This is a genomic window from Amycolatopsis nivea (genome assembly GCF_004522235.1).
GTDB classification, from domain to species: domain Bacteria; phylum Actinomycetota; class Actinomycetes; order Mycobacteriales; family Pseudonocardiaceae; genus Amycolatopsis; species Amycolatopsis nivea.
Map to the genome: position 1 here is coordinate 1 of NZ_SDLT01000050.1, position 17,887 is coordinate 17,887.

Genomic DNA, 17,887 nt, shown 5'->3' on the forward strand with positions numbered 1-17,887 from the left:
AGCCGCTTGACAAACAAAACCCAGGGATGTCTTCACGGACGGTCAGGCTGGGATCAGCGCTCCACGTCGCCGCGGATGAAGGCGTCGACCGCGTCGCGGGCGGTCGAGTCGTCGTACTGCTCCGGCGGCGACTTCATGAAGTAGGACGAGGCGGACAGGATCGGGCCGCCGATGCCGCGGTCCTTGGCGATCTTCGCCGCGCGCACCGCGTCGATGATGATGCCCGCCGAGTTGGGGGAGTCCCACACCTCGAGCTTGTACTCCAGGTTCAGCGGCACGTCGCCGAACGCGCGGCCCTCGAGGCGGACGTAGGCCCACTTGCGGTCGTCGAGCCACTGCACGTAGTCCGACGGTCCGATGTGGACATTGCCCTTGCCGAGCTCGCGGTCCACCTGCGACGTGACCGACTGGGTCTTCGAGATCTTCTTCGACTCGAGCCGCTCGAGCTCCTTCATGTTCAGGAAGTCCATGTTCCCGCCCACGTTGAGCTGCATCGTGCGGTCGAGCTGCACGCCGCGGTCCTCGAACAGCTTCGCCAGCACGCGGTGCGTGATGGTGGCGCCGACCTGGGACTTGATGTCGTCGCCGACGATCGGGACGCCCGCGTCCTCGAACTTCTTCGCCCACTCCGGGTCGGAGGCGATGAACACCGGCAGCGCGTTGACGAACGCGACGTTCGCGTCGATCGCGGCCTGCGCGTAGAACTTGTCGGCCTCTTCGGACCCGACGGGAAGATAGGAGACGAGCACGTCGACCCGCGCGTCGCGCAGCGCGGCGACCATGTCGACCGGAGCCTCGTCGGACTCCTCGATGGTCTCGCGGTAGAAGCGGCCGAGGCCGTCGAAGGTGTGCCCGCGCTGGACGGTGACGCCGAGCGGCGGCACGTCGGCGATCTTGATCGTGTTGTTCTCGCTGGCGGAGATCGCCTCCGAGAGGTCCCGGCCGACCTTCTTCGCGTCGACGTCGAACGCGGCGACGAACTCGATGTCGCGCACGTGGTAGTCGCCGAACTGGACGTGCATCAAACCGGGGACGCGCGCACCGGGATCCGCGTCGCGGTAGTACTGCACACCCTGGACCAGCGACGAGGCGCAGTTGCCGACGCCCACGATGGCCACCCGAACGCGGCGGTTCTCGCCCATGCCGGTTTCTCCTTCAATCTCATTCACTTGCATCTGCAGGTCTGCCGCCCCGTTGCGGCCCGCCGCTCAACTCGGTCCCGGCTGCTCCGGGCCGCGCTGCTCGGCTTGTTCGTGCGCGATCAGCTCGTTGAGCCAGCGCACCTCCCGCTCGCTCGACTCCAGCCCCAGCCGGTGCAGCTCGCGGGTGTAGCGGTCGATCTTCTCCTCGGCCCTGGCCAGCGCGTCCCGCAAGCCTTCGCGCCGCTCCTCGACGCGGCGGCGGCGGCCTTCCAGGATTCGCATCCTGACGTCGGCCGGTGTCCGCGAGAAGAACGCCAGGTGGACGCCGAATCCCTCGTCGTCCCACGTCTGCGGTCCCGCGTCGCCGAGCAGTTCGGCGAAGCGTTCCTTGCCCTCGGCGGTGAGCTTGTAGACGCGGCGGCCGCGCCGGGACCACGCCCGGTCGTCCGCCTCGTCGAACTCCTCGACGAGGTAACCGGCCCGCAGCAGCCGGCGCAAGGTCGGATACAGCGAGCCGTACGAGAACGTCCGGAACATCCCGAGCGTCTCGTGCAAACGTTTGCGCAGCACGTACCCGTGCATGGGCGCCTCGTGCAGCAATCCGAGGATCGCGAGTTCGAGCACACCACACCCCATTCCGGGAATACGCCGCGGCCAGCCTCGTTGATCACCGGGACCGGCTCAGCCAACCTACTCGCCGATTATATCGCGCCGATACATCGAAGTGGCGGAAGTAACCCGCGACCAGCATCCGCCCGCCGATCCGTGATCAGAGCGTTATCTAACTTTCGGCGTGTCCGAACGGTCGCCCAGGGTGCGGGAAAGCAGGGGGCACCGCGGACACAGCAAGAGCCCGTACTCTGTCCTCGTGCGAAACCAGCGGCAGGTTGTGGATTACGCCTTGCAGCGCCGTGCGCTGCTGGCCGGCGTCCGCTCCGGGCGCGTCGGAGACCACGAGGTCTGCGACGCGAGCCCGTACCTGCTCCGCGCGGCGAAATTCCACGGCAGACCCGAGGACCGGGCCTGTCCGATGTGCCGCCGGGCTCCGCTGCACCTCGTCTCCTGGGTGTACGGCGACGAGCTGAAGCACGTCTCGGGATCGGCACGCACCCCCGCCGAACTCGCCCGGATGTCGGGGATTTTCGGGGAGTTCACCGTCTATGACGTAGAGGTGTGCCGGACGTGCCATTGGAACCATCTGGTCCTGTCCTATGTCCTCGGCACGGGAGAGCCCCAGCCGACCCGGCCGCGAAGGACTGCCGGGCAGTGACGAGTACCACAACCGCTGCAGAACGCGGGGCGGCGCCAGTGCAGACAGTGCTGCCTTCGGAGGCCCATTCGTGAACGACGACCGCAACCGCTCCTGGCCGAGCCAGGAGCCAGATGCACCTCGCCGTGCCCGGCGACCGCAGGAGGACCCCGGTCCCGCCTGGCCAGCCGACGACGCGCCCCGGCGCCCCGCACCGCCCCGCCGTCCTCCCGCGGGCGGCCCGCGCCCGCCGCGCGCCCCGCGAGCCGAAGCCGGTCCCGAATGGCCGAGCGGCGACGAAGGCGGTCCGCAGTGGCCCGCCGACGAACCGCGCCGTCCGCAGCGCCCGCCACAGAACCGCGCGCCGCAAGGCCGTCCGCCCCAGGGCCCCGGCCCGCAGGACCGCGGTTCGGGCACCCGTGCGTCGCAGATCCTCGACGGACAGGGCGCGCCGCCTCCGCGTCGCCAGCCGCCCGCCGGACGCCCCGGTCCCAACGGCGGTCCCAACGGGAACGCCACCCAGGGCTTCCGGCAGCCGCCGCCCGGCGGACGGCCGCCGCAAGGCCGCCGGGTCCCGCCGCCGCCTCCGCCGTCCTATCCGGAAGCGGAGCGCGAACCGGACCTGATCACGCACGCCGCGCACAACGGCTACGCCCCCTACGACGACCGGTACGACGACGACCACTACGACCCGTACGACGAGGAAACCCGTCTCGCGCAGTACTCGGACGACGCGGACTTCGAGGACGACCCGGAAGGCGAGGAGGACGGCAAGAAGTCCAAGATCCCGCTCTCGCCGATGCAGCGCCGCAAACGCCGGTGGAAGATCGTCCGGCGCGTGCTGTACGCGATGTTCGGCCTGTTCGTCGTGGTGCCCGCGATCGCGTTCGTGATCACCTATTTCACCGTCGACGTGCCCTCGCCGCAGGAAGTGCTCGCGAAGCAGAGCCAGCCGATCACCTTCTATTACGCCGACAAATCGGTGATGGGCCGGGTAGTCCCGGAGGGCGGCGACCGCGAGCTGCTGCAGCCCAACCAGGTGCCCGAGGTCGTCAAGCACGCCGTGTACGCGGCCGAGGACGCGACCTTCGAGACCAACTCCGGCTTCAACGTGATGGCGATCCTGCGGTCGGTCTTCAACCAGGCGACCGGCGGCACCGGCGGCGGTTCGACCATTTCGCAGCAGTACATCAAGCAGGCGACCAAGAACGACGCCCCGACGCTGACGCGTAAATGGACCGAATTGGCGAAGTCGTTCAAGCTCAACAACGAGACGTCCAAATCGGACATCATCACCGGCTACCTGAACATCGTCTTCTTCGGCCGCGGCTCGAACGGCATCGCCGCCGCGTCGAAGGCGTACTTCGGCAAGGACGTCAGCCAGCTCAACGCTTCCGAGGCGGCGCTGCTCGCCGGGATGATCCAGGGCCCGAGCCGCGACCGCGACACCGCGTACGTCCAGAAGCGGTGGAGCTACGTGATGGACCAGATGGTGGCCAACCACTGGCTCTCGCCCGCCGACCGCAAGGCCGCGCAGCTTCCCACGATGATCCCGCGCGATTCGCAGAAAAAGGAGAACGCGGGCACGCTGGACTACTTCATCCAGCAGCGCATCCTCGACGAGCTGAAAGACAAGGGCTACGACGAGGACAAGCTGTACTCCACCGGCGCGAAGATCTACACCACGATCGACCCGAACGCACAGAAGACCGCGGTGCAGGCAGTCCAGGACAACATGGAGGGCCAGACCGACGAGAACCTCCGGGGAGCGCTGGTCGCCGTCGACCCGAGAACCGGGGGCGTGCTCGCCTATTACGGCGGGCCGACCACGGTGAAGAACGACGCGGGCAAGGACGTGCTCGCCACCGACTGGGCGAACACCCCGCAGAACCCCGGCTCGTCGATGAAGGCCTACGACCTCACCGCCTGGCTCAAAATGGGCAAGGGGCTCGGCGAAACCTTCGACGGCACCAACAACCGCGAACTCGGCGGGCGCGTGGTCCGCAACGCGGGCGAGAGCGCCAGCTGCGGTCCGCAGTGCACGGTCAAGAAGGCTATGGAGGTCTCGGCGAACACCGTGTTCTACGACATGGTGCTGAACTGGACGAAACCGGCCAGGGTCGCGGAAGCCGCGAAGGAGGCGGGCGTGATTCCCGCCCCGAAGGGCAAGGCCAAGCTCGGCACGAGCGACGCCAACATCGCCCTCGGCGGTGGCGCCACCTCGGTCACCCCGGAGGACATGGCCGCCGGCTATTCGTCGTTCGCCTCCGGCGGCCTGCGCCGTGACCAGCACTTCGTCGCGAAGCTCACCAACTCCCAGGACGAGGTCATCTTCGACGACACCAACGGGCAGGGAAAGCCCGCGTTCGACGACAGCGCGGACAAGAGCAAGCAGATCGCGGGCAACGTGACCGACGCGCTCATCCCGGTCATCGCCGAATCGCACCTCAAGTGCCCGAGCGGCCACGAGTGCGCGGGCAAGACCGGTACCCAGCAGTACGACCCGAAGGACAGCGACCCGAGTTCGTACAGGGACCGCAACGCCCAGACCTGGATGGTCGGGTACACGCCGTCGGTGTCGGCCGCGGTCTGGGTCGGCGGCGACGGCAACAAGCCGCTGCACGACAAGAACGGCAAACCGATCTACGGCAAGACGGTCGCGGGGCCGGCCTGGCAGGACTTCCTCACGAACTACCTGAAGGACAAGCCGGGCGAGAAGTTCGACAAGGTGCAGCCGATCGGCAAGGACGCGGACGAGGTCGTCACCTCGAGCAAGGCGCCCCCGCCGCCGCGCGAGACGTCCAGCGAGCAGGCTCCGCCGCCGTCCACGACGTCCTCGTCGTCGGCACCGCCGACCAGCTCGTCGCATCCGCCGTCCTCGACGACGACCAGCCCGACCAAACCGGGCGGCATCTTCGGCGGCGGCACCGAAGGCGGCAACCCCGGCAGCGGGGGCGGTCCCGTGGTGAACGGCGAACCGCCGCGGCGCACCGGCTGACGCGCGCCCGAACCCCGACTGTGCCGATCGTTACTAATCCGACCACAGCCACGGCCGAATGACTTCGCTGCAACGGTTACGTGCCGCTGCGGGGTCGGCCTACTTTTGGTCGGATTAGTAAAAGAGGCTCCTCTCCACCGCGGAGAGGAGCCTCTTTTTGCCGGTACCGCCCGGCTGGGGGTGCGGTAGGTTCACCGACGGTCTCCTCCCCCGCGAAGGGGATCGGCCAGGAGAGTGAACCTCGACCGGGGTTGCCGCGTCTGGTCATCAGAGGGCCTTCTGCGTCCGCAGGCTGCCCGTGTCCGAGAAGAGGATCCGCAGTGAACGACGACCGCAGCCGCTCCTGGCCCGACCGGGATCCCGACCCGCGGCGTCAACCACCTCCGTCCCAGCCCGGACCGCCGCCGTGGGCGCGCGGCCCGCAGCGTCCCGCCGCCGGCCCGACCGGTCCGGCGGGTTCTCCGCCGCCGCCCGGCCGCCGCCCGCCACCTCCCGGACGCCGCCCGGTTCCGCCGCCGCAGCGCGAGCCGGAGCTGATGACCCACCGGATGATCGAGGACGATTACCGCGATCCGGGCTATCGCAACGACGGCTACCGGGACGCGGAGTACCGCGACGAGGGTCCGCTCGACCCGGACGACGGATATCCGGCGGAAGACCTGGACAAGAAGGGCCGCACGCCCGCGCAGCGCAAAAAGAGACGCTGGAAGATCATCCGGCGCTGTGCGTACGCGTTCGTCGGCATTTTCATCGTGATCCCGGCGATCGCCTTCGTGATCACCTACTTCATGGTCGACGTGCCCTCGCCGCAGAGCATCGCGCAGGGCCAGAACCAGGCCGTGACCTACCTCTACGCCGACGGCAGCCCGATGGGCAAGGACGTGCCTCCCGGCGGCAACCGGCAGATCCTGACCCCGGCGCAGATCCCGGACGTGGTGAAGCACGCGGTGATCGCGACCGAGGACTCGACGTTCGAGACCAACTCCGGCTTCGACGTCACCGGTCTGCTCCGCGCGGCGTTCAACCAGCTCACCGGCAAGGCGGGCGGCGGGTCCACGATCTCGCAGCAGTACATCAAGAAGGCCACCGACAACGACGCCCCGACGCTCACCCGTAAATGGACCGAGCTGGCGAAGTCCTTCAAGATGAACCAGACGTACGAGAAACAGGACATCATCACCGCGTACCTGAACATCATTTACTTCGGGCGCGGGGCGTACGGCATCGGCGCGGCGTCGCAGGCCTTCTTCCACAAGGATGTTTCCAAGCTGGACTATTCCGAGGCGGCGCTGCTCGCCGGGCTGATCCAGCAGCCGGGCCGTTCGGAGAACCCGAAGGTGGCCCAAGGCCGCTGGAACACCGCGCTCGACCGGATGCTCGAGAACAAGTACATCACCGCGCAGCAGCGGCAGTCGGCGAAGTTCCCGGACGTGATCCCGCTGGAGGAATCGAAGGACGACGCGAACGCGCCCTACAAATTCGTCGTCACCCAGGTGAAGGCCGAACTGGCGCAGCACGGCATCGACGACGACAAGTACTACTCGGGCGGCTACACGGTCCAGACCACCATCGACAAGCACGCCCAGGAGGTCGCGACCCAGACGGCGACCGACGCGCTGAAGGACCAGTCCGACGACCGGCTGCTCGATTCGCTGGTGGCGGTCGATCCGAAGACCGGCGGGGTGCTCGCGTACTACGGCGGGCCGGCGACCATCGAGGTGAACGGGAAGAAGCAGGGCGCTCGCGACTGGGCGAACACGCCGCAGAACCCCGGTTCGTCGATGAAGGCGTTCGACCTCACCGCGTTCCTGAAGATGGGCAAGGGCATCAACTCGACGTTCGACGGCAGCAACAACCGGGTCTTCGACGGCCGCGTCGTGCGCAACGCGGGTCCCAGCTCCAGTTGCTCCGGGCAGTGCACGGTCGCCGAGGCGATGAAACGGTCGGCGAACACGGTGTTCTACGACATGGTGCTGAACGAGACGCATCCGGGCCCGGTCGGGCAGGCCGCGCAGGAAGCGGGCGTCAAGACCAAGGACAACGGCGGCCAGTCGCTGATCTCCACCGCGGACGCCAACATCGCGCTCGGCGGCGGGAACACCCAGATCACGCCCGCGGACATGGCCAGCGCGTACGCGACGTTCGCGGCCAACGGCATCCAGCGCGACCGGCACTTCGTGCTGAAGGTGACCAACTCCCAGAAGGAGGTCGCCTACGAGGCGCAGCCGAGTGCGGGCAAGCCGGCGTTCGACAGCAGCGCGGACAAGGCCAAGCAGATCGCGGGCAACGTGACCATGGCGCTGGGTCCGGTGATCGACTTCTCGCACCTGAAGTGCCCGTCCGGCCACGAATGCGCGGGCAAGACCGGTACCCAGCAGCACACGAAGCGAGCGGGCGAACCGGCGTGGGCGGCGAACGCGAACGCGCAGACCTGGATGGTCGGCTACACGCCGTCGGTCTCGGTCGCGGCGTGGGTCGGCGCGGACGGCGACCAGGCGCTGCACGGTTCGGGCACGTCGCCGATCTACGGTTCGACGATCGCGGGTCCGATGTGGCAGAAGTTCCTCGACGGATACCTGAAGGGCAAGCCTGCGGAGAAGTTCGACCAGGTGCAGCTGATCGGCGCGCAGGCCCCGCCGCCGCAGGGGGACGAGAACGCGGGCGACGAGCATCCGCCGCAGCAGACCAACAGCAACCAGCCGGACCCGGGCGGCGACGGCAACGACCACGGCGGGCCGATCACCGGCGGGCCCAGCCAGCCGCATTGGCCGAGCGGGCTCCCGCACTGGCCGTCGGGCAAGCCGTCGTCGTCGCACAACCCGCCGACCGGCGGTCCGTCGACGGGCGAGGATCCGCCGCAGGAGTAAGGAAAAGGCCGTGGCCGCGACGGTGGGGGGAGGCCGTCGCGGCCACGGCCGTTCGGAGGGCGGCCTCAGCCGCCGAGTGTGATCACGCGTCCTTCGGCGCCTGAGCGGTGCGCGGCTTCGATCACGCGCAAAGTCTCGACCGCGCTCGCCGGGTCCACCGGGAAGTCCGCCTCGCCGCGCAGCGCGTCCCGGACCTGGGCGTAAAACGCTTCGTAGCAACCGGTTTCGGTCGGCACCGCTTCGGTTTCGTCGTTCACTCCGAGCAGGCCGGCGTCGCTTTCCGGCTCCACGCCCCAGCCGTCGTCGCCGGGGCGGAGACCGGCTTTGATCTGCGGTTCCTGGACGTCGAGGCCGTACTTGGTGAACGTCGCCTGATCGCCGAGCACGCGGAAACGCGGGTTGCGAGTGCCGGCGAGCGCGGACGACCACAGGTGCGACCGCACGCCGTTCGCGTGATGCAGAGCCACGAACACGTCGTCGTCCACCTGGACGCCGGGGCGGCGGCGATCCACCTCCGCGTACACCTGGGCGACCGGCCCGAACAACTGCAGCGCCTGGTCGACGATGTGCGCGCCGAGGTCGTACAGCAGACCGCCCGCCTCGGCCGGGTCGCCGAACTCGCGCCAGTTGTCCTTGATCTTCGGCACCCAGCGGTCGTAGCGGGATTCGAAGCGGAAGACGGTGCCGAGGCGACCGGATTCGAGCACCTTGCCGACGGTCCGGAAATCCGAATCCCAGCGGCGGTTCTGGAAGACCGTGAGACCGACGTTCTTGGCTTTCGCCGCGTCGACGACCTGCTGTCCTTCCGCCGCGGTCGGCGCGAACGGCTTGTCCACGACCACCGGAAGCCCGGCCTCGATCGCGCGGAGGGCGAGCGGCACGTGCGTGCGGTTCGGCGTGGTCACCACGACCAGGTCGAGATCACCCGCGCGGGCGAAAAGTTCGTCCGCGTCCGGGACCACCTCGGCGCCCGGGTAGTCGGCGCGCGCCTGGGCGGCCCGGTCCGAGTTCCCGGTCACCAGCACGGCCGGGACCAGGCCGGGGGTCGCCGCGACCAGCGGCGCGTGGAAAACCCGGCCGCCGATCCCGTATCCGAGGATGCCGACCCGCGCGTCATCAGCCATGGCCCCTATTAAACAACACTGTTGCGTAATAGGCCACCCGTCCGCGATGATCGGCCGATGGCGGAAACCGGCGTCAACCTGCGCGGGCTGCGACGCCACAACCGCGCGCTGCTGCTCGGGCACATCCTGCGCGCGGGCGGGCTGAGCCGGGTCGAACTGGCGCAGCGGTCCGGGCTGACCCAGCAGGCCGTATCGAAAATCGTGTCCGACCTGCTTCCGGAAAGGCTGCTGGACGTCGAACGCGCGCCCGCGGCCGGGGTCGGCAAACCGCGCACGATGCTGCGGCTGCGCGCGGAAGCCCGCTGCGCGCTCGGCGCACAACTCGACCGCGACGGCTTTCTCGTGCTGCGCACCGGCCTGACCGGCGAGGTCGAGGAGATCGTGGAGGGCCCGCTGCCGATCGGCTTCGGCCCGGAAGCCGCGGTGACCGCGATCGCCGACGGCGTGCGCAAACTGGTCACCGACGTCGATCCGGCGCGCGTGCTCGGGCTCGGCGTCGGCGCGGTGGGACCGCTCGACCACCACGCGGGCCGCGTCCGCGACGCCACCAACATGCCCGGCTGGCACGACGTTCCGCTGCGCGATCTGCTCGCCGAACGCACCGGTCTGCAGGTCACGCTGGACAAAAACACCAACTCCGCCGCCTTCGCCCATGCTTGGCCGGAGGAAACCTCGGCCGCGACCGCGGTGGTCCTGGTCGGCACCGGAATCGGGGTGGGCCTGCTGATCGACGGACGCGTCTATCGGGGACCGCGCACCAACGCTGGTGAGTTCGGCCACACCACCATCGCCTACGCCGGACCGCGCTGCGCCTGCGGACGTCGCGGCTGCGTCGAGGTCATGCACCGCGCCGCCGGCACCCCGCACGACGCCGCCCGGCTGCTCGGCATCGGGCTCGCCGACCTGGTGCAGGTGCTCGATTTGGAACGGATCGTCCTGTTCGGACGGACGGTCCGCGGCGCGCCCGAGGTCTACCGCGAAACGGTCTCGCAACAGCTGCGCGACCTGCTGCCGGTGCCGTACTGGCAGCGCATCGACGTCGAATTGAGCGACCTCGACGAGGAGGCGGTAGCCCTCGGCGCCGCTTTCGAGGTGCTTGCCGGGTTTTACGAGGATCCGAAATGACCGGCACCCCACCCGCGGACCGATAGCATCCCGACGTGTCCCGCGTCTCCCAGCCCGCCGCCGCCGAAGAGCCGGATTCGGCTCCCCGCACGCTGACCCCGGCGGAGCGGATCGCCCCCAGCCGGCACGACCCGCTGGTGGCCGCGGCGACGAGACCCGTCGGCGGTCCGCTCGGCGAGCACGCGGCGGTCGGCAGGCAGTGGTTCTGGTCGCCGCAGCGCGTCGGGCTCGCGATGGCCGTGCTCGCGCTCGTGGTGTGCTGGTTCGGCAAAGCCTCGTGCATCCAGCAGTACAGCGACTCCAACGGCGTGCACCAGCTCGACTGGCGCTCCGGCCGTCCGTTCGTCGCGATGTGCTACTCCGACATCGTCCCGCTCTACAGCTCGGAAAAGCTCGACGACGCGCGCACCTTCCCCTACGTCACGTCGTGGCAGGAGGATTCGCAAACCGCGGAGAACCAGACCCGGTACATGGAATACCCGGTGGTCACCGGCCTGTTCCAGTGGATCAACGCGAAACTCGCGGCGGGCTGGACCTCGGTCGCGAACGCGGGCTGGCTGCCCGGCGCGCTGCCGGTGGCGATCTACTTCAACATCTCCGCGTTCTGGCTCGCGCTCGCCTGGCTGGTCACCGTGTGGGCCACCGGGCGGACGACGAAACGCAGGCCGTGGGACGCGGTGCTCGTCGCGATCTCACCGCTGGTACTGGTCCATACCTTCACGAACTTCGACGCGCTCGCCACCGCGGCCACCGCCGCCGGGATCCTGGCGTGGTCGCGAAAACGCCCGGAGGTCGCCGGAGTCCTGTTCGGACTCGGCGTCGCCACCAAGCTGTATCCGCTGCTGCTGCTCGGCGTACTGTTCCTGTTGTGCCTGCGCGCCGGGAAACTGCGCGCGTGGAGCCGGACCGCGGCGTTCACCGTGCTGGCCTGGCTGGTGGTGAACGTCCCGTTCATCGTGGCCGCGCCGCGCGGCTGGTGGGAGTTCTTCCGGCTCAACACGTTGCGCCCGATGGACCCGGATTCGCTCTACAACGTGGTCTCCTACGCCACCGGCTGGGCGGGCTTCGACGGCGTGCTCCAAAAAGGACAGTCGCCGACCGTGCTGAACATCGTGGTCGCGGTACTGTTCCTGGCTTGCTGCGCGGGAATCGCGTACGTCGCGCTCACCGCGCCGCGCCGGCCGCGGTTCGGACAGCTGGCTTTCCTTGTCGTGGCGGCGTTCCTGCTGACGAACAAGGTGTGGAGCCCGCAGTACTCGCTGTGGCTCGTCCCGCTGGCGGTGCTGGCGATCCCGCGCTGGCGTCCGCTGCTGGCCTGGATGGTCATCGACGCGGCGGTGTGGGCGCCCCGGATGTTCTATTACCTCGGCGTCGACCACAAAGGACTGCCCGCGGGCTGGTTCCTCGGCGGCGTGGTCATCCGCGACCTCGCCGTCGTCGGGCTGTGCGTGCTGGTGCTCCGCGAGATCTACCGGCCGCGCACCGACCTGGTCCGGCTCTCCGGCGACGACGACCCGGCGGGCGGCGTCCTGGAACGGGCCCGCGACAAGGTCACCTTCGCGTCCTTCCGCCGCTCCCGCACCGAGCAACCCGTCTCCTGAAGTCCGTGAAGGACTCCTCCCGGGAACCTGATTCCCTCAAGGAGTCCTTCACGGCCGCTCAGGCGAGTTGTTTGCGCAGGTACGCGATGTCGGCGGCCTGGCCTTCGCCCGGCGTTTCGACGACCACCGGCGCACCCGCCTGGCGCACGACCTCGGCGAGCAGCTCCGGTTCGATCGTGCCGTCGCCGTCGACCACCGACGCGTGCCGGTCGCGGTTGGAACCGTGCTCGTCGCGCGAGTTGTTGCAGTGCACCAGGTCGATCCGGCCGGTGATGGCCTTGACCTTCTCCACCGCGGTCGCGAGATCCCAGCCGGCCGCGTAGGCGTGGCAGGTGTCGAGGCAGAAGCCCGCGCCGAACTCGCCGACCTTGTCCCACAGCCGGGCGATCACGTCGAGTTCGCGGGTCATCGCGTTGTCGCCGCCCGCGGTGTTCTCGATCAGGATCGGCACCGCGAAGCCGCCCTTTTCCGCTTCGCGCTCGAAGAGCTTGCGCCAGTTGACCAAGCCCTCCTCGACGTCGTCGCCCGCGCCGACGTGCCCACCGTGCACGATCAGGCCCTTCGCGCCGATCGCGGCGGCCCCGTCGGCGTGCTGGGTGACGTTCTTGCGGGACGGGATGCGGATCCGGTTGTTTTTGGACGCGACGTTGATCAGGTACGGCGCGTGGATGAACACCTCGACCGGGGAGGCCTTGATCTCCTCGCCGTGCGGATGCGGTTTCGGTGCCTTCCACCCCTGCGGGTCGGAGAGGAAGAACTGGACGACGTCGGCTTCTCGCTCGGCGACGGCGGCCAGCGGATCGTCGTCGCGGACATGGGCGCCAATCTGCATGCCCTGACGCTACTACCGGGCGAATCTCCCCCTTCGGCCCGAGTTGGTGACGCTCGTGGAGTACCGTGAGCGCGTTCCGTGATCCAGTCGGGGGAGGAAAGACATGCGGAAACGCGCTGGACGGACGATTTCGCTGGGAGTCGCGCTCGCGGCGCCGCTGCTGTCGGCGGTCCTGGCCTTTCCCGCCACCGCGTCCGCGGACCCGAGCCCGACGGTGACCGGCGACTGCGAATCCACCCTGCAGAACGGCAAGGACGGCACCGGCCTCGCGCTCGACGCGGGCGCCCCGCTCAACGCGCCGAACCGGCTGACGGTCGGCCTCGATTCGAAGGCGAAGCAGACCGACGGCAACAACACGTTGCTCAACCTCCCGGTCGGCGACACCGTGCGCGCGCTGGGTGTCGGCGAGGCGCCCGTCGTTGGCGAGACGGCCGCGAAGGACACCTGCCCGTTCGTGCAGGCCGCGGGGAACGGCGTCGGCAACGCGACCCAGGGACTGGTCGGCGGACTTCCGGGAACCCCGCTTCCCAGCCCGCCGCCGAGCCCCAAGCCGCCGAACCCCACGCCGAACCCGCCGTCCCCGGCTCCCGGCCCCGGCGGCCCTGGCCAGCCCGTCCCCGGCGGCGACACGCTCGGCCCGGTGACGTCGGTCAGCGGCGACCTGTCCGGCCTCGACTCGGTGTCCGGCATCTTCACCGGGGCCGCGATGCTCCCGGCGAGTTTCGTGCAGGCCCCGATCGTCACCCAGGTCGTGCCCGGCCAGCTGCCGCAGGACCAGGTGCCGACCGTCGACGCGAAGAAGTCCGGCACCGCCGAGGCGCTGCCCGCGGCCAATCCGCCCGCCCGGCTGCCGCTGCTGATCGCGGTGCTCGCGCTCGCGCTGGTGGCCGCCGCGCTGGTGCGCGCGTGGCTGCGGCGCAAGCCCGCCTGACTCTTACCCTGAGTAGCGCCCGCTTCCACCCGAATGCCTGACCTCGGAGGGGAGGCGGGCGTTACTCGTCTTCGTTACCGTCGTTGTCCACAGCAAGGCAGGTACAACGGACGCGGCGAAAGGGTCGACGGCCATGCAGCAGCACCGGGCACGGAGGGCCACCGCGGTGGGCGCCGCCGCTTTCGTCCTGGCCGGCTCGGCCGCGCTCGCCGCACCAGGAACCGCGTCGGCGGACACTCTGACCACCCCGTGCGGTTCCACCATCACCGCCAAACCCGGCGACCACGTCCAGGGCACCCTTCTCGGGCTCCCGCTCGACCTCGGCATCGTCGGCCAGGTCTCGGGCGTGCTCACCAGCACCGTCAACGCTCTCTGCAAGGTCACGGTGAACGTGGTCAACACCGTCGTCTCGCCGGTCCCGGTGGTCGGCGCGCCCGCCGCGAGCGCGGTCAACGGCGCGGTCGCGGGCGGCACCGCCGCGGTGCAGCAGGGCGTCGCCGCCGTCAGCCAGGGCCTCACCGGCGGCCAGCCGGGCAAGCAGAACCCGGGCCCGAACCCGCAGCAACCGCCGTCGTCCGGCGGAAACAGCGGCAGCCCGCAGCAGGGCGGATCGCCGGGCCAGCAGTCCCAGATGCCGGGCTCGACCAGCCCCGTACTCGGCGATTACGGCGGCGCGGGCGGCGGGGCCGCGCCGTTCTCGGCCTTCCTGCCGAACTTCAGCGATTTGTCGTACGGCTACAACACCGGATACGCGCCAATGCGCGATTACAGCGGCATCCCGATGGCGATGGCCGGATTGTTCAGCCCGTCGCCGTCGCTGCGCTACGGCAGCCAAATCCCGGGTTACGCGCCGCAATACGGCATTTCCAACCCGGACGGCTCGAACGGCGGCGACCGCACCATCCAGAACGCGGGTAACGCCCAGGCATTGCCGGGCACCGGCGGCAACCACACGAACGGGTTGGACTGGCCAGTTCTGGTGGCAGTTTTGGCACTCTCCGGAGTCAGCGCTGGCCTGGTCCGCACCTGGGTGCTCCGCCGAATGGCCGCTGCAGGTTAGGCCAACTCACCAGTATCTTTACCGGAGTCCATTCGTTGTTCCTGATGCGACGAACCATGCCCGCGGACCCCGGAGGATAGTGCTCGTGCGGAAAATCCCCACCTGGAAGCGAACCCGTCGAGCACTCACCGTCACCGCCCTCGCCGCCCTCTTCACCGGCGGCGCGTTCCTGGGCACCGGCACCGCGTCCGCGGCGACCACGCTCGCGAACCAGTGCAAGGGCTCGGTCACCGGCGGCATGGGCGATGCGGTCGTCGTGCCCGGTTCGGCGGTCAAGGAGATCGTCCGCCAGTCGGCGAAGGACCAGGTCAACTTCTGGCGGCTGCTCACCGTGTGGCCGGATTCGCTGGCGAACGCCATCGCGAACAAGGGCAACCTGCAGGTCGGCGCGATCCCGAACTCCGCGGGCGGCACGATCAGCGGCGACGCCATCGGCCAGGTCGTCTCGAACGCGCTGAAGGACGAGTGGGGTCTCGGCGTGCTGCCGGACACCAAGACCAAGGTGCTGAACGGGATCCGCAGCGGCGTCGCGTCCGCGTGCGGGCTCACCACGGTGGCGAACAACTACCAGGCGCCGTCGTCCTCGAGCTCGCCGTCGAACGGCGGCACCCAGTCGAACGGCAACGCGCCCGCGCAGAACGGCGGCGGCAACCCGCTCGGCGACTACCAGCCAGGCTCGACCGGGATCGCCCCGCCGCGCGACTACGGCAACATCCCGACCGCGACCCCGGGCAACCCAGGCGTGCTGGGCACCGCGATCGCGCCCGGCGCGCGGTACGGCTCGCTGCCCGGTTCGGGCGCGCTGCCGCAGCAGCCGTCGGCCGGACAGGACCCGCAGGGCCAGCAGGGCCCGGACATCCGCAACGCGGGCAACGCCGAGGCGCTGGCGAGCCAGGGCGGTGCCTCGGACGTCCAGCTGCCGATGCTGCTCGCGGTGATCGTGCTGGCCGGCGTCACCGCCGGGCTCGTCCGCACCTGGGTGCTGCGCCGCGTCAGCTGACCCGCCGCACCGGACTGTCGGACCCGCCGGGTACGCTTACCTGGACAAACCCTCCTGTCACGGATCCGCCGTGACCGCGAGCCCATAGGAGGTGAGTGGTTATGTCACGCCATTACGAGGTAATGGTCATCCTGGACCCGACGCTCGACGAGCGTACGGTCGCGCCCACGCTGGACAACTTCCTCAACGTGATCCGCACTTCGGGCGGAAGCGTCGAGAAGGTCGACGTGTGGGGCCGCCGTCGCTTGGCGTACGAGATCAAGAAGAACGCCGAGGGCATCTACGCGCTGCTGGACCTGAACTCGACGGCCGAGGCCGTCAAGGAACTGGACCGCCAGCTGTCGCTGCAGGAAACCGTGCTGCGCACCAAGGTCATGCGCCGCGAGGTCAAGGCCGCGGCCAAGCCCGCGCCCGCCAAGGCCTGATCCGAGCCCGATCCGAAGGGACGCCATCCGTGGCTGGAGACACCGTCATCACCGTGGTCGGGAACCTGACGTCCGACCCGGAGCTGCGCTTCACCCCGTCCGGTGCGGCGGTCGCGAACTTCACCGTCGCGTCCACCCCGCGCACCCTCGACCGCCAGAGCGGCGAGTGGAAGGACGGCGAGGCGCTGTTCCTGCGCTGCAACATCTGGCGGCAGGCGGCGGAGAACGTCGCCGAGTCGCTCACGCGGGGCGCCCGCGTGGTGGTGCAGGGGCGGCTGAAGCAGCGGTCTTTCGAGACCAAGGAAGGCGAGAAGCGCACCGTCGTAGAGCTCGAGGTCGACGAGATCGGCCCCTCGCTGCGCTACGCGACGGCGAAGGTCAACAAGGTCAGCCGCGGTGGCGGCGGCGGCGGTGACTTCGGCGGCGGAGGCGGCGGCTTCAACGGAGGCGGCGGCAATCGCGGCGGCGGCGGCAACAGCGCGCCCGCCGACGACCCGTGGGGCTCGGCCCCGCCCGCGGGCGGTGGCGGCGGAGGCTTCTCCGACGAACCCCCGTTCTGATCTCATCTCTTTCTAGAATTCCAGGAGTACAACAGTGGCCAAGCCACCCATTCGCAAGCCCAAGAAGAAGGTCTGCGTGTTCTGCAAGGCCGAGAAGAAGGGCCGCCCGGAAACGATCGACTACAAGGACACCAACCTGCTGCGGAAGTACATTTCCGACCGCGGCAAGATCCGTGCCCGTCGCGTCACCGGCAACTGCAGCCAGCACCAGCGCGACATCGCCATCGCGGTGAAGAACTCGCGCGAGATGGCTCTGCTGCCCTACACGTCCACCGCGCGCTGAGGGGAGCACTAGTCATGGCGAAGATCATTCTCACCACGGACGTGGCGAACCTTGGCGGCCCCGGCGACATCGTCGAGGTCAAGGACGGCTACGCCCGCAACTACCTGCTGCCGCGCGGTTACGCGATCGTGGCCAGCAAGGGCGCGGAGAAGAACGTGCGCACGATCCAGCGCGCACAGGAATCCCGCCGCATCCGCGACCTCGACCACGCCAAGGAAATCAAGGCGACCCTCGAGGGCCTCGGCGCGATCCAGCTGACCGGCAAGGCCGCGGCTGGCTCGAAGAAGCTCTTCGGCTCGATCACCGCCGGCGAGATCGTCGACGCGATCAAGGCCCAGGGCGGCCCGCTGCTCGACAAGCGCGTCCTCGACCTGCGCGACCACATCAAGACGGTCGGCAAGCACTCGGTCAACGCCCGCCTGCACCCGAACGTCAAGGTGGACCTCCGCCTCGAGGTCAAGGCTGTGGCCGCGAACTGACGGCTTTTCTGTGAAACCGCCCCTGGGAGATCCTCCCGGGGGCGGTTTCGTTTTCCACCCCGGTGGCCGCGAAACCACCGCAGGTCCCCAGCTCAGAAGCCCTCCGGCGAACTTGCCAACAGCGAGCGGGAACCAACTCGCGTGCGTTAACATCCAAGATGCTGATCTCGCCGGGGAAGAGCGAGGCATGGGTTATAAGGGGGCTAGCGAG

Annotated in this window: 16 protein-coding genes; 12 read left to right on the plus strand and 4 right to left on the minus strand. The window is 69.3% G+C overall.

Features of this window, described 5'->3' with window-relative positions; all coding sequences use genetic code 11:
* Nucleotides 1-53 precede the first annotated feature (53 nt).
* Nucleotides 54-1,142: an inositol-3-phosphate synthase gene (locus EIZ44_RS38835; RefSeq protein ID WP_037809059.1), complete on the minus strand. Its 1,089-nt coding sequence runs from the start codon at nt 1,140-1,142 to the stop codon at nt 54-56.
* 66 nt (nt 1,143-1,208) lie between these two features.
* Nucleotides 1,209-1,766 carry a PadR family transcriptional regulator gene (locus tag EIZ44_RS38840; protein WP_037716279.1) on the minus strand — a complete coding sequence of 186 codons (558 nt, stop codon included), beginning with the start codon at nt 1,764-1,766 and terminating at the stop codon, nt 1,209-1,211.
* Nucleotides 1,767-2,010: 244 nt separating this feature from the next.
* On the opposite strand from EIZ44_RS38840, the gene EIZ44_RS38845 reads away from it, so the two are divergent.
* From EIZ44_RS38845 to EIZ44_RS38860, 3 genes are all read left to right on the plus strand, one after another.
* On the plus strand, nt 2,011-2,412 hold the full coding sequence (locus tag EIZ44_RS38845) for a DUF5318 domain-containing protein (RefSeq protein WP_043831456.1): 402 nt from the start codon (nt 2,011-2,013) through the stop codon (nt 2,410-2,412).
* Nucleotides 2,413-2,482: 70 nt separating this feature from the next.
* Entirely contained in the window at nt 2,483-5,389 is a 2,907-nt protein-coding gene (locus EIZ44_RS38850; protein ID WP_240691533.1) for a transglycosylase domain-containing protein, read from the plus strand.
* Nucleotides 5,390-5,925: 536 nt separating this feature from the next.
* Complete coding sequence (locus EIZ44_RS38860) at nt 5,926-8,256, plus strand: transglycosylase domain-containing protein (protein WP_205673447.1); 2,331 nt, start codon at nt 5,926-5,928, stop codon at nt 8,254-8,256.
* A gap of 65 nt (nt 8,257-8,321) precedes the next feature.
* Here the strand turns inward: EIZ44_RS38860 and EIZ44_RS38865 are convergent, their stop codons facing one another.
* Nucleotides 8,322-9,380, minus strand: a complete 1,059-nt coding sequence (locus EIZ44_RS38865) for a Gfo/Idh/MocA family oxidoreductase (protein ID WP_134733996.1) — start codon at nt 9,378-9,380, stop codon at nt 8,322-8,324.
* 57 nt (nt 9,381-9,437) lie between these two features.
* Between EIZ44_RS38865 and EIZ44_RS38870 the strand changes: the two genes are divergently transcribed.
* The gene (locus EIZ44_RS38870; protein ID WP_134733997.1) at nt 9,438-10,505 is read left to right on the plus strand and encodes an ROK family transcriptional regulator; all 1,068 of its coding nucleotides are present in this window, start codon (nt 9,438-9,440) and stop codon (nt 10,503-10,505) included.
* A gap of 35 nt (nt 10,506-10,540) precedes the next feature.
* Nucleotides 10,541-12,106 carry a glycosyltransferase family 87 protein gene (locus tag EIZ44_RS38875; RefSeq protein ID WP_134733998.1) on the plus strand — a complete coding sequence of 522 codons (1,566 nt, stop codon included), beginning with the start codon at nt 10,541-10,543 and terminating at the stop codon, nt 12,104-12,106.
* 58 nt (nt 12,107-12,164) lie between these two features.
* Here EIZ44_RS38875 and EIZ44_RS38880 read toward each other — a convergent pair whose 3' ends face one another.
* The gene (locus EIZ44_RS38880; protein ID WP_037809070.1) at nt 12,165-12,938 is read right to left on the minus strand and encodes a deoxyribonuclease IV; all 774 of its coding nucleotides are present in this window, start codon (nt 12,936-12,938) and stop codon (nt 12,165-12,167) included.
* Nucleotides 12,939-13,041: 103 nt separating this feature from the next.
* Between EIZ44_RS38880 and EIZ44_RS38885 the strand changes: the two genes are divergently transcribed.
* From EIZ44_RS38885 to rplI, 7 genes are all read left to right on the plus strand, one after another.
* Nucleotides 13,042-13,869 carry a hypothetical protein gene (locus EIZ44_RS38885; RefSeq protein ID WP_037809071.1) on the plus strand — a complete coding sequence of 276 codons (828 nt, stop codon included), beginning with the start codon at nt 13,042-13,044 and terminating at the stop codon, nt 13,867-13,869.
* Nucleotides 13,870-14,035: 166 nt separating this feature from the next.
* A complete protein-coding gene (locus tag EIZ44_RS38890) occupies nt 14,036-14,929 on the plus strand; it encodes a hypothetical protein (RefSeq protein ID WP_134734021.1) in 894 nt (297 codons plus the stop codon).
* Nucleotides 14,930-15,008: 79 nt separating this feature from the next.
* On the plus strand, nt 15,009-15,929 hold the full coding sequence (locus tag EIZ44_RS38895) for a hypothetical protein (RefSeq protein ID WP_134733999.1): 921 nt from the start codon (nt 15,009-15,011) through the stop codon (nt 15,927-15,929).
* Nucleotides 15,930-16,030: 101 nt separating this feature from the next.
* Nucleotides 16,031-16,354 (plus strand): 30S ribosomal protein S6, encoded by a 324-nt coding sequence (rpsF, locus tag EIZ44_RS38900; protein WP_093572314.1) that lies wholly within the window; start codon nt 16,031-16,033, stop codon nt 16,352-16,354.
* A 29-nt stretch (nt 16,355-16,383) separates the two neighbouring features.
* A complete protein-coding gene (locus EIZ44_RS38905) occupies nt 16,384-16,914 on the plus strand; it encodes a single-stranded DNA-binding protein (RefSeq protein WP_037809077.1) in 531 nt (176 codons plus the stop codon).
* Between the two features lie 34 nt (nt 16,915-16,948).
* Nucleotides 16,949-17,197 (plus strand): 30S ribosomal protein S18, encoded by a 249-nt coding sequence (gene rpsR, locus EIZ44_RS38910; RefSeq protein WP_009085242.1) that lies wholly within the window; start codon nt 16,949-16,951, stop codon nt 17,195-17,197.
* A 14-nt stretch (nt 17,198-17,211) separates the two neighbouring features.
* Nucleotides 17,212-17,676, plus strand: a complete 465-nt coding sequence (rplI, locus tag EIZ44_RS38915; RefSeq protein WP_009085244.1) for a 50S ribosomal protein L9 — start codon at nt 17,212-17,214, stop codon at nt 17,674-17,676.
* Nucleotides 17,677-17,887: the final 211 nt, after the last annotated feature.